At 66.9% G+C, this 11108-nt stretch carries 12 protein-coding genes and 2 pseudogenes; 9 read left to right on the forward strand and 5 right to left on the reverse strand.

Annotated elements, in window-relative coordinates:
- Window positions 1–158: 158 nt before the first annotated feature.
- Complete coding sequence (locus AC1DP0_RS10635) at window positions 159–359, reverse strand: hypothetical protein (RefSeq protein WP_478084421.1); 201 nt, start codon at window positions 357–359, stop codon at window positions 159–161.
- Window positions 360–535: 176 nt separating this feature from the next.
- Entirely contained in the window at window positions 536–793 is a 258-nt protein-coding gene (locus AC1DP0_RS10640) for a DUF3303 domain-containing protein (protein ID WP_478084423.1), read from the reverse strand.
- Window positions 794–1142: 349 nt separating this feature from the next.
- Here AC1DP0_RS10640 and AC1DP0_RS10645 point away from each other — a divergent pair, with 349 nt between their 5' ends.
- The 5 genes from AC1DP0_RS10645 to AC1DP0_RS10665 all read left to right on the forward strand — a co-directional run bounded on the left by AC1DP0_RS10645 (window position 1143) and on the right by AC1DP0_RS10665 (window position 3825).
- A complete protein-coding gene (locus AC1DP0_RS10645) occupies window positions 1143–1352 on the forward strand; it encodes a helix-turn-helix transcriptional regulator (protein ID WP_478084425.1) in 210 nt (69 codons plus the stop codon).
- Window positions 1336–2058: a phage integrase central domain-containing protein gene (locus AC1DP0_RS10650; RefSeq protein ID WP_478084426.1), complete on the forward strand. Its 723-nt coding sequence runs from the start codon at window positions 1336–1338 to the stop codon at window positions 2056–2058. Before AC1DP0_RS10645 ends, AC1DP0_RS10650 begins: the two co-directional genes overlap by 17 nt.
- A gap of 4 nt (window positions 2059–2062) precedes the next feature.
- Complete coding sequence (locus AC1DP0_RS10655; protein WP_478084441.1) at window positions 2063–2434, forward strand: tyrosine-type recombinase/integrase; 372 nt, start codon at window positions 2063–2065, stop codon at window positions 2432–2434.
- Window positions 2435–2701: 267 nt separating this feature from the next.
- Entirely contained in the window at window positions 2702–3343 is a 642-nt protein-coding gene (locus AC1DP0_RS10660; RefSeq protein ID WP_478084428.1) for a tyrosine-type recombinase/integrase, read from the forward strand.
- Window positions 3298–3825 (forward strand): tyrosine-type recombinase/integrase, encoded by a 528-nt coding sequence (locus tag AC1DP0_RS10665; protein ID WP_478084430.1) that lies wholly within the window; start codon window positions 3298–3300, stop codon window positions 3823–3825. The genes AC1DP0_RS10660 and AC1DP0_RS10665 overlap by 46 nt, the downstream gene beginning before the upstream one ends.
- Before the next feature lie 305 nt (window positions 3826–4130).
- Here AC1DP0_RS10665 and AC1DP0_RS10670 read toward each other — a convergent pair.
- Both AC1DP0_RS10670 and AC1DP0_RS10675 read right to left on the reverse strand, forming a co-directional pair.
- Window positions 4131–4223 (reverse strand): annotated as a pseudogene (locus tag AC1DP0_RS10670) (AMIN-like domain-containing (lipo)protein); the annotation flags it as partial.
- 46 nt (window positions 4224–4269) lie between these two features.
- A pseudogene (locus AC1DP0_RS10675) lies at window positions 4270–4521 on the reverse strand (AMIN-like domain-containing (lipo)protein); the annotation flags it as partial.
- Window positions 4522–5734: 1213 nt separating this feature from the next.
- On the opposite strand from AC1DP0_RS10675, the gene AC1DP0_RS10680 reads away from it, so the two are divergent.
- Both AC1DP0_RS10680 and AC1DP0_RS10685 read left to right on the forward strand, forming a co-directional pair.
- Entirely contained in the window at window positions 5735–7396 is a 1662-nt protein-coding gene (locus AC1DP0_RS10680; protein WP_478084432.1) for a SpoIIE family protein phosphatase, read from the forward strand.
- A 337-nt stretch (window positions 7397–7733) separates the two neighbouring features.
- On the forward strand, window positions 7734–8102 hold the full coding sequence (locus AC1DP0_RS10685) for a DUF1622 domain-containing protein (protein ID WP_478084434.1): 369 nt from the start codon (window positions 7734–7736) through the stop codon (window positions 8100–8102).
- A gap of 741 nt (window positions 8103–8843) precedes the next feature.
- Here the strand turns inward: AC1DP0_RS10685 and AC1DP0_RS10690 are convergent.
- Window positions 8844–9002, reverse strand: coding sequence for a hypothetical protein (locus AC1DP0_RS10690; protein ID WP_478084435.1), 159 nt, complete (start codon window positions 9000–9002; stop codon window positions 8844–8846).
- Between the two features lie 349 nt (window positions 9003–9351).
- Here AC1DP0_RS10690 and AC1DP0_RS10695 point away from each other — a divergent pair, with 349 nt between their 5' ends.
- The gene (locus tag AC1DP0_RS10695) at window positions 9352–10683 is read left to right on the forward strand and encodes an extracellular solute-binding protein (RefSeq protein WP_478084437.1); all 1332 of its coding nucleotides are present in this window, start codon (window positions 9352–9354) and stop codon (window positions 10681–10683) included.
- 62 nt (window positions 10684–10745) lie between these two features.
- A partial coding sequence (locus AC1DP0_RS10700; RefSeq protein WP_478084439.1) for a carbohydrate ABC transporter permease occupies window positions 10746–11108 on the forward strand: 363 nt, incomplete at its 3' end.

Consider the following 11108-nt stretch of genomic DNA (forward strand, 5'->3'; position numbering starts at 1 on the left):
GGTGGTGGGTACCCGACTTCACCGTCGCCCGGTACGAGGACAAGTTGCACGAGCTGGACGCGAGGATGCGTCAGGGGGAACCGTTCGTCGCCCACTCCACCCGACACCTCATCGACGCTCGAAGGTAGGGCGTCGATGAGGTGCCGGACGGGAGCCGATCAGGTCCAAGCGGTCACCCCGACCGCGAGTGCCACCGCGTGCAGAGCCTCCAGCTCGAGTTCGACGACGTGCGTGCGGGTGGTTCCCCCGGACAGGCCGCGCCCCGGCCGGTCGTGGCGCACGACGGTCCGACCGTCAACCAGACCCTGGTAGAACCGGCGCTCGGCCGGCAGCGCCGACCCCAGTTCGAGACGCGACACCCAACCAGGCACGTAGATCGCGAGCGGGCCCTCCCGGCGGAACGGCGGACGCCTCGTCGTGCCGTCCTCGAGGTGGGCCAATGCCGAGCTGCCGTTGCACCAGCGAGCTTCCGGTCACCGAGGGATCGACGGAAGCGGCGCGAGTGATCCTGTCCTTGACTGAAAGCCATTCCGGATCAGGTGTTGGGGGCGACGGGCCTGTCGCYGACCGGAGTGATCTCACACACCGTGACGCCAGCGCCCGGTTTCAGGAACGCCTGCAGGTGCGCGATGTCGTCGGTCTCCACAATCAAGTACGTGGTGTGCTGCGGAAACGCCAGCCAATAGCCGTGGACCGTGACGTCTGGATGACTGCCGTCGAACAGCGAGCGTGAGCCACCCGCGCCGAACGGGCAGTCCGCCGGTGCATGCGATTGCTTGATGTGGAACAGCATGGCGCTCCTCGGTCATCGTGGCGTCCAAGCGGACACCTCCCGTGGTCAAAGAGTCTCACGAGGCCCTCGCGACGCAACCGTGATCCCTCAAGGTTGACGCCCCGCGGAGCCCAGAGAGGCCGGACCTGCAGACCGTTCGCCTCATCCCCCAAACTGCGTCAATTCGTCGCGATTCGGCCGACAACCACGGTTGTCGGCAACGGTTGGCGGAGCCGCGCTGGCCTGCCGCTCGCCATGACTAGCGGCTCGGAGTCGATCCAGCACCAGGTCCACGAAGCAACGTCACGCTGGACTTCCGATAGTGGCCCCTCGATCCGTTGGCATCTCAGGACCACCTGAAGGAGAACTGATGACAGCAGTTGCCGAACGCGTCCTCTACGCCATCCCCGACGTCATGGCGAGGCTCAGCATGAGCCGCTCGGCCATCTACGAGCAGATTCGCGCCGGGCGGCCCGAGACCGTGCACCAAGGCCGCCGCTGCTATGTGACCGTCAACGCCATGGAGCGTCACGTGGCACTGCTCGAGTCCGAAGCCGAGCATCATGGCGGCGCGGCGTAGCCGGGCCGAAGGCGGCGTCCATTTCTCCGAGAGCCGCCAACGCTGGATCGCGACGGCCCAAGTGGGCTTGCTGCCCAACGGCAAGCGCATCGTCAAGACAGGTACGGGCAAGACCAAGACTGAGGCGAAGGCGAAGCTCAAGGAGCTGCTTCGGAACCGCGAGGACGGCATCCAGGCAATTGTCCGGACGACAGTGGCTGCGGCAGTCGAGGACTGGCTGGAGTTCGGCCTCAGCGGTCGATCCGACAAGACGGTGACGACCTGCCGAGTCCTTGCCGAAAAGCACATCATCCCGGATCTGGGTGCGCGCAAACTGCACCAGCTGACCGCCCAGGACGTGGACCAGTGGCTCAAGGGAAAGTCCTCGGACCTGGCCAGGTCGACGCTGCAGCGCCTGCTTTCGATCTTGCGGCGCGCCCTGACCCGGCAGGTGGCTCGCGACCGGCTCCGCCGCAATGTCGCACTCCACTGCGAGGTGCCACATGGCCGGGCCGGTCGCCCGTCAAGGGCTCTGTCCCTCGATCAGGCGACGGCTGTTTTAGAGGCTGTCGAGGGCACCGAGATGGAGGCATATGTGACGGTCAGCCTGCTGACCGGCGCACGTACCGAAGAGCTCAGAGACCTCACGTGGTCCCATCTCGATCTCGAAGGAGTCGCCGACGCCGACCCTCCGCCGCCACCTCGACGCCCAGAACGCCTGGCGTAGCCAGATCACGGACGCGGGTCAGGAGCGCGATCTCGTCTTCTGCACCCGCGGGGGCCCACCGCTGGACCCCGCCGATGTGCGGCGATCCTTCCGTGCGGTGGGGCGCAGGGCGGCCCTCGATGACCAGGCGTGGACGCCCCGGGAGCTGCGCCACAGCTTCGTCTCACTCATGTCAGACGCCGGCGTGCCACTGGAGGACATCTCGCGCGTCGTCGGGCACCGGAGCACGATCGTGACCGAGTCCGTCCACCGCAAGCAGCTACGCCCAGTACTGACCCAAGGGACCGAGGCGATGGACCGACTTTTCCGGCCGCCAGACAGATCTTCCGATCGACCCGTCGAGGCCTCGAAGACGGATCCTTGGTCAAGCAGCTAGGCAAGCATCAGCCTTTCGGAGCGGGTCGCTCCCCCGAATGAAGCAGCCCCTGACCCGCGTTTCCGCTGGTCAGGGGCTGTTTCGTAATGGTGGGCGATACTGGGTTTGAACCAGATTCCAGCCTGACCGTGGAAACTGTTCTTGACCTGCCGAAACCCCTTGTGACCTGCGGCTATTCAACACAGTGTCGCGTTGGTGGAGGGGACACAAACGGACCCTGGGTTACTCTTGGATCGCACGTGGATCGCACGCGAAGGGGGCCTCAGCATGGCAGGCAAGCCGAATCACCGAGGCTTCGGACACCTGAGACGGCTTCCGTCCAAGCGTTGGCAGGCCAGCTACATCGGCCCCGACACCGGCCGCCACAAAGCCCCCCAGACGTTCGAGACCAAGGGTGACGCTGCTGCCTGGCTGGCCCGAGAGCAGTCCCTCATCGCCGCCGACAGGTGGGTCTCCCCCGCCGAGCGCACACGGGCGGCCCTTGACCCGAAGGGCACGTTTGGTCCCTATGCCGAGCGTTGGCTTCGAAACCGGGATCTCAAGCCTCGAACGCGCCAGCACTACAGGTCACTTCTGGACAAAACGATCCTCCCGACCTTCGCCTACGTCCCCCTCAGGAGTGTCACCCCGGAGAACGTTGGCGATTGGTGGGCCGACCTCGACAAGTCGCGCCCGACCCTGCGTGCGCATGCCTACTCGCTGCTGCCACGATCCTCGGGTCAGCCGTGCAGGACCGACGCCTTGACGCCAACCCATGCCACATACGGGGAGCCGGTAACGTCAACCGCGCTCGTCGCATCGAACCCGCCACCCTCACACAACTCGAGACCCTCGTGTCAGAGATGCCGCAGAGATACCGGCCGATGGTGCTCCTCGCGTCGTGGTGTTCGCTGCGATTCGGGGAACTGATCGAACTTCGCCGCAGGGACATCGACCTCAACAATGGTGTCGTGAGGGTACGACGTGGAGCCGTCCGGGCCGACGGAACGGTCGTCATCGGTGACCCCAAGTCGGACGCCGGACGCCGCGACGTAGCGGTCCCGCCGCACCTCATGCCACTCCTGCGCGAGCACCTTGCCCAGCCCATCGTCGGTGGCCGCGACGGGCTGCTGTTTCCTGCGGCGGACGGCACGAGCACCCTTGCCCCGTCGACGTTCTACCGGTCCTACTACCGCGCCAGGGACGCAGCTGGCCGTCCCGACTTGAGGTTCCACGACTTGCGCCACACGGGCGCCGTGCTCGCGGCCCAAACGGGTGCGACGCTCGCCGAGCTCATGGGCCGATTGGGGCACTCGACGCCGGCGGCGGCGCTTCGATATCAACACGCGGCTCGCGGCCGTGACGCTGAGATCGCCATGGCATTGTCGAAGATCGCGGAGGCGACCCGGTGAGCCCCTGGCCCACCGCGATTGGCGTGAAGTTGCCACGGCGATCAAGCGACCGCCGAACGAGGGCGGAGCCGACTTGGGCTGGGTGACGTCCGCCGGTTTGGTCGTGTCCTGGCATTGCGAGCCCATCCGCGCACCGCGTCGGGTGATTGCGTCCCTTTCCACCCGAGGGTCGAGCCGACTCTACCCACATGCAGATGTGGGGGTGATTGGTCCCCGTCGGGGCGGCACGGCTTGGTTGAACGCCCCGAACGGGATGTGCACGCTTGGTGCTGCCTGGGCTGTGCTCTCCAGGTGAGCACGGCGACCTACCAGCGGTGGGCGACGTCGACGACGAGACGCCGGCCGCCGTCGGCGTTGGTGAGCACGAAGACCCGCATCGGCAGCGGGGCCCGCACGCCGAGCCCGTAGTCGGTGTAGCCCCCGAAGGGGGGGTGTCCCTGCCGTTACGCTGCCGAGGTACGTCAACTGGCGGAAGGTGCGCCAGCCCGGGAAGTTCGTCGTACTCATGCCGAGGTATGACGGGGCGTTGATTTCGATCTGGATCTTCGCCCCGCCGTTGACGGGCACCGGGAGCCCGCTGCCGGGCCGGATCACCTGGTCGACGTAATGGACGTAGTAGCCGAGTCGGCTACTGCCCGGGGCGATGTCGAAGACGAGGCGGTCGTAGCACGCGTGCATGCCGGTCCTCGTCCGGATGACGTTGCCGCTTCAGTGCTCGCCCGAATAGGCGAGCTTGGTCAGGGAGCCCCACGTGTTCCCGCAGTAGGCGCGGTGCTCGTGGCCGCTGTGGCGGAGGTGGAAGCGACGGTGGCGGCGACGGGTGTCGTCAGTGCCGCGACGACACCGATGGCCGCATAGCGGCGCCTCGTGGTGGTGTGCATGTGGATAGCCCCCTTCCGGCGGGCCGGGCACCGTTGCCCGGCACCACTTCAAGGATGCCGCTAGGGAGGGCGCCCATTGAGCGGATGCGAGAACGTGCGGGTGGTGACGGACTGGAACGGCGCCCTGCGGGCGTCCGAAGGGGCCGACAGCGCGCCGACTGGGCTCGGTCGCCATGAGCGGGTAGTACGCGGCGGGAAGGGCCGGGAGCGCCCCCGGGTCGACGATGAGCACGAGCGCGACCAGCGGCGGTTCTCTGTCTGTGCGAGCGTCCGCCGGAACCGGTCGGGACGGCGTGATGCCTAGTCGGTGAGGATCTAGCAGGCGGCGTTGCCCGGCGTCGTCACGCTCTACCCGTCCGAGCGCACCCACGGGGCCGAGGAGACCACGATGGTGCCGGCGCACGGGGTGGTGACCAGAGGGTCCCCGGCGTTCAGGAGGCACCGCGCCCGTCGGGTTCCGTCGGTGAGTTCGCCGCGCCGAGAGGCTTCCTCGAAACGTGATTGCACTGACCGCCGCTACTCGAGTCAGCAGCCGCTCCTCGACGACGATGCGCGCGAGGCTTACGAGGCCTTCCTAGCTGGGCAACCCTTACCCGGCAGGGAGAACGGCTGAGCGGCAACGCACTCTACTGCCGCGCGGAGGACGTTCCTCCGCGCCATGCCCCCGATCGGTCTGGGGTTCAGATCGATGCGTCCCGGAGAACGTCCTTCGCAGTGCCTGACCAAAACGCATCAATCTGCGGTGCATCTTGGCGGGCATACAAGGTGGTAGCCGGCGGCCAGTCATCCCGCGTCCATTTGCGTGGGTCACTCAGCCCGTCGGCGGGACAACCCGTTGCCGTCCCGGGGGTGGGCACATGGTCGCCCTGAGTCAGCCAGATGCACTCTGGGCCGTGAACCGGGTCGTTCAGAACCGGCCCTCTTGGCGGCGAGACTCGCCAATCGGGACCACCGCCGGGTCCGCTCCGACTAGCGTTCGAGGCTGTAAGGGCACAAGCGACGTGGCCATGCCGAGGAGGTGCTTGCCGATGCAGCACCTTTCGATGGCGGCGTTCGAACGAGTCTGGCAAGACTCTCCGGTCGCGGTGCTCGTCACCGGCGGGACAGATCATCAGGTGATCTACCAGAATCAATGCTGCATCGAGCTTCTTGGAGAGATGCCACTGGGAACTCCTCTCCAGCGGCTGCTGCCGCAGGTGACGAGCGTCGGCTTGGACCGGTTGAACAGCGTGTTGTGCACCGGCGAGACCGTGCGGACAGAGGCGCACTGGCTACCCTTCACCGACGTGCAGGGCCGTCCCCTCGCCATGCGTTACGTCATGGCCCCGCTCGGTGACCCGCCATGGGCCGTCGTGACAATGGGCGCGGACGTCACTGCCCACGTGCACGCTCTGCGCGACCTGGAGCGCGCCGCGTTCCTCGCCGACCTTGGCGAGCGGATGATCACTGCGCAAGACCCGGCCGCGGCGTTGAGGCAGTTGACCGACGCGTTGGTGGGCGATCTGATGGACCTTGCCGCCGTCTACATCGTTCCGGAGGACAACCCCGATCCTGACGCGCCGCCGCTGCCTCCCGATGTACTGAGCCTGAGCCCCCGGATCGCTGCACTTGGAGGACCGCCCCTCCCGAACCCCGGCAGCAACAGCAACGCCGAACAGTGGCGCACTGTCCTTCGTGAAGGCAAGCCCCTGCTCATACCGCTCTCGCGCGAGTCACTGTCCGGGGTCACCCACGATGCCGGGACCATTGCGTGGGTGAGCGCCGCCGGCCTGACGCACCTGATCGCGGTACCGCTGGTCGTCGCGGGGACACTCTCCGCCGTGCTGGTCACCGGCACGCGAGCCGACGAAGGGCAGCTCAGCGAGGAGGACCTGTCGTTCTGGGTGAACATCGCCGCCAGGGCCGCGACGGGGATCAACGCCCTGAGGTCCCTGCGCCAACAACAGACCATAGCGGCGCAGCTGCAGCACGCCCTGCTACCCCGGCGCCCCCCGCCCATCGACGGCTTGGACGTGGCAGGTTTGTACATCCCCGGGTCGCCGACCGTCCAAGTGGGCGGGGACTGGTGGCACGTGCTGGACCTAGGAGGCGGCCACGTCGCCGCGGGCATCGGCGATGTCTCAGGACGCGGCCTGGCAGCCGCTTCGGCCATGGGTCAGGTAAGTGCTGCCATGCGCGCCGGTGGCCTCGCGCGGTTGGAACCACGCGCGTTGCTGAAGCTGCTGGACACCTTGATGGGCGATATTGTCGCAGGGTCTGACGACGACGCGATGTCGCCCCAGTTCGCGACCGCCTGCTACGTCGTCCTCGACCGGGGCCGCCAGTCACTGGTGGCAGCCAACGCCGGGCACCTTCCTCCGCTGGTCCGCCAGCGAGACGGTCGTGTCAGGCGCTTGGACACTCCCCCGGGCGCGCCTCTGGGACTAGGGGTGGGTGACTACCCGGAGGCCCGCTACCGGCTGGCGGTGGGTGACACGTTGGTGCTCTACACCGATGGGCTGGTGGAGTCACGAACGCAGCACCTGGACGCCGGCCTCCAACGGTTGAGCGAGCTGCTCGCGCAGGCCCCCGCCGCCTCCGCGAGCGCCATCGCCGACTACATGGTCAGCGGCATGAACCGCCGTCACGGTCATGGACCCGACGACATCGCGTTACTCGTCATGCGATCAACTCAGCACCCAACACGCTGAGAACGGGTCAGACGAGCAGTGGAACGACGCGCCCACCCGCCCTCGATGAACAGAACGCARGGACGACACAAGACGACATCCGGAGATGCCGCGATCAGCGTGGCTTACGCGTTTGAATCGGGCGCCGGCAACGCGCGACCGTGGCATATCCCCCGCCTACGAGCGGTGGTCGGAGCAGTTCCCGGTCCCGACCGCGGGCGGGATGGTCGTCGCCGACGGCTGGCCGGAAGTCGTCGGGCCTGCCACCGTAGTCGTGCCGCGTCCTCGGACCCTCTTGCCTCGCAGTCTCTGGCGGGGTATCTGCAGTGGGAGACACCGATGAACGGGAAGGAACGACGTGGACTTCAGCGAGGCCGTCGAGCTAGCTGGCAAGGGCATGGACACGGCCGGGGTCCTCGTTCTGGTCATCGGCGCCGTCGTAGCAGCAGTGCGAGCGGCCCAGAGTGCCCGCGGACAGCAGCCAGGCACCTACCGGCAGTTCCGCCAACAACTGGGACGCACGATCCTGCTGGGCCTCGAGCTGCTGGTGGCCGCCGACATCATCCGCACCGTCGCCGTGACCCCGACACTGGCCAGCGTCCTCGTCCTGGCGCTCATCGTGCTGATCCGCACCTTTCTCAGCTTCTCCCTCGAGCTCGAGATCACCGGCCGCTGGCCCTGGCAGAAGGACCCCACGGACCCACCGACCAGTAAGACGGTCTCGTAACCTCGCAGCGCCGACCTCGAGCAGTTCCTCCGCGCCAGTCTTCGTGGTTTCGCGCGGCGCGGAGCACTACCCACGCTCAGACTTGGAGGCGAAGCATTTCTTGGGGAACGTGCGGGCGTGGTGAACCCGAGACGCCGGCGCCCTGATCGCCGTCGTCGAGGCGACCCAGACGTGCTGTCATCGGCGTGAGGCGTTTACCGGACATGCCGCTCATTGGACGTTCGGCCGCAAGACGGTCGGCGGCGCCGAGGTCCTGCGGACATGGCGTCCGTGCGAACGTCGGCGCAGCGCTGGGGCCTGGTCCGCCAAGATGGCGGTATGCGAAGCACTCCCTTGAATGTCTGGTCCTGTGCGGCCGTGGGGCCGAACTAGCGGTACAGGGCCAGCGCACGGCCGACGACCTCACCGGCCGGTTCTGCTAACGGTGCCCATCCGTTCGCAACAACGCCCCCGCCCCCGCTTGGCTCACGCAGCCGCACTCGTCCTCCCGCTCGCCCTCCTCGGCACGGCTTGGCTTGCTGGTCACCGGTCCGAGAGTGTCGTCGAGGAGCCGGCGTCGAGGTCCCTCGTCAACATTGTCGACACCACCGCCCTGACCGCGCCCGCCGTCAGTGATGCCGACGCAGCGCCGACGAGGGCCGGCCACGATCCAAACGCCAAAGCCCTTGTGGTCGCCCCCGACCCGATGTGGTTGGCGGGCACCGCTAAGCGCACCGGGATCCCTCTCGTGGCGCTGCGTGCCTACGGTAGGGCCTCGATCCTCGAGGCGACGGCGCGCCCCGGGTGCCACGTGGGCTGGGCGACGCTGTCCGCTATCGGTACGTCGATGACATCGACCAGGTAGTTGAGGAACTCGCCGCTGTTGGCGTCGAGTTCGTCCGCTACGACGCGTACCAGCACGACGCGAAAGGAATCACTCCGCGAGCCGGGGGCGGTCGCATCGCGTGGTTCCAGGATCCTGATGGCAACACTTTCGCGATCGAGGCCGACGCCTGACCCGCGAGTCACGCCCAGGCCACATGCGTCCATCCGCCGCCTGTCGCCGCGGGGTTTCACCCACATGGCGCCTGACCCGGGTCGCCACGGCGTCCGCGACGGCGCGCGAGTGCTATCCGCTCGGTAGGTGGATCACATCGCCTGTCAGGCAGCACTAACCGCAACTAGTACGGACCAAATCTGCCTTGGGTCACCTCTTGCACGCCCTCGGGATGTCATGTCATGCTATTGGTCCGTACCAAAGGAGATCTCGATGAAGGTGTATGGAGTCTTGGCCGCAGGAGCGGCCGTGGCAGTGGTGCTGGCCGGTTGCTCTCCGAGCACGGGTGGCAGCGCCGGTGGTCAGACCGGCAGTGGGTCCGGAACCGTGAAGATGGTGCTCTGGCCCGGACCAGAGGGCGACGCCATGTCGAAGGTGGTCGCGGACTACAACGCCCACCAGGGCAAGACCGACGGCGTCAAGGTCGAGATGACCTTGCTGTCGCGGCAGGACACCTTCTCTAAGGAGGCGACCCTCATGGCCGCCAAGTCCAGCGACCAGGACATCTACTTCGTCGCCAGCTACAACGTTGGGCAGTTCGCAGCATCTCTGGACCCCCTGACCTCCATCGACGCATCGAACTACTTCCCGGTCGCGGTCGACGGACTGAAGTACCAGGGCAAGCAGTATGCGCTGCCCCTCGACGTCAGCAACCACTTCCTGCTCTACCGGAAGGACCTCGTCCACGCCCTGCTCGCCGACAACGCGAAGAAGGCCGCCTACAAGGCCATCTCGATGAAGGCCGTCGGCCACGAGCTTGACCCCAAGCCGGCCGACGAGTGGACGTGGGACGACTACAAGGCGATGGCCGCCTACTTCACGATGGGCACCAACAGCGCCTCCCCCACGAAGTACGGCACGATTCTCCAGGCGAAGAACCTGCTCTACAACACGATGATCTGGAACGACGTGCTGTGGGGCTCCGGGGGCTCCTGGACCGACGCGTCGGGCAAGGCCAACCTGGCGACCCCAGAGGCAGCCAAGGCCGTCAAGGTCTACTCCGACATCTACACGAACAAGTGGGCCTCCCCGGACAGCTCGCAGGCCGAGTTCCCCGAGACCCAGGCCGCCCTGAAGTCAGGCAACGCCGCCTTCGCCCTCCAGTGGTCGGCGGGCTTCGCCGAGCTCAACGACCCGGCGAAGTCACCCCAGGTCGCCGGCAAGATCGCGATCGCGCGAGTCCCATCCGGCAAGACGCACGTGCACGCGTTGGCCGTGGCCCTGAACAAGTACTCCGGCAACAAGGCCGCCGCCACCAAGTTCATGAACTACGTGGCCACCCCTGCGGCAATGACCACCTACGCCAAGGCTGGCGGCATCCCCGCGATGCCCCAGGTCCTCAAGGACCAAGCCTCGATCAACCCGGCATTCTCGATGATCTCGGAATCGATTGAGAAGTACGGATACGCCGAGCCGGTCTTCCCCCAGACGTTCCAGGCGTACTCCAAACTCGCCGAGGACCTCAGCGGGGCATGGGTCGGCACCACCGACGCAGCATCCGCGCTCAAGACCGCCAACGAGGACCTCCAGTCGCTGCTGCCCTGACGACCCCCGCGCGGTGTGGCACACCCCCCGTGCCACACCGCGGGAACCCCGGAAAGGACGACATGTCAGCCTCGAACCAAGCTGGCGCACGACGCGCCAAGTGGGTCCTCGCCTCCCCTTTGCTCATCTTCGCGGCGATCTTCGTCGCCTACCCCCTCTTCCAAGGGATCCAGACCAGCTTCTACGGCCTGACACTGCAGGACCCAACCGCCCCCTTCGTCGGGTGGCACAACTTCACCACACTGTTCTCATCGCCTGGGTTCCTCCACGCGGCCCGGTTCACGGTCGGCTTCGCCGCCGTGGTCACCACCATCGAGACGGTCCTCGGTTTCGCCCTGGCGCTGCTGATCAACCGCGCCTTCCCCGGCAAGAAGGTCATCTTCACCTTCCTCCTCCTGCCGATCATGATCGCCCCGGCGCTGCTC

This window comes from Terrabacter sp. P5_B1 (assembly GCF_056400505.1).

Bases quoted from the DNA above. Each gene is read 5' to 3' on its own strand.
- AC1DP0_RS10645 (WP_478084425.1), top strand. From the start codon at position 1,143: ATGACAGCAGTTGCCGAACGCGTCCTCTACGCCATCCCCGACGTCATG.
- AC1DP0_RS10650 (WP_478084426.1), top strand. From the start codon at position 1,336: ATGGCGGCGCGGCGTAGCCGGGCCGAAGGCGGCGTCCATTTCTCCGAG.
- AC1DP0_RS10660 (WP_478084428.1), top strand. From the start codon at position 2,702: ATGGCAGGCAAGCCGAATCACCGAGGCTTCGGACACCTGAGACGGCTT.
- AC1DP0_RS10665 (WP_478084430.1), top strand. From the start codon at position 3,298: ATGGTGCTCCTCGCGTCGTGGTGTTCGCTGCGATTCGGGGAACTGATC.
- AC1DP0_RS10680 (WP_478084432.1), top strand. From the start codon at position 5,735: ATGCAGCACCTTTCGATGGCGGCGTTCGAACGAGTCTGGCAAGACTCT.
- AC1DP0_RS10695 (WP_478084437.1), top strand. From the start codon at position 9,352: ATGAAGGTGTATGGAGTCTTGGCCGCAGGAGCGGCCGTGGCAGTGGTG.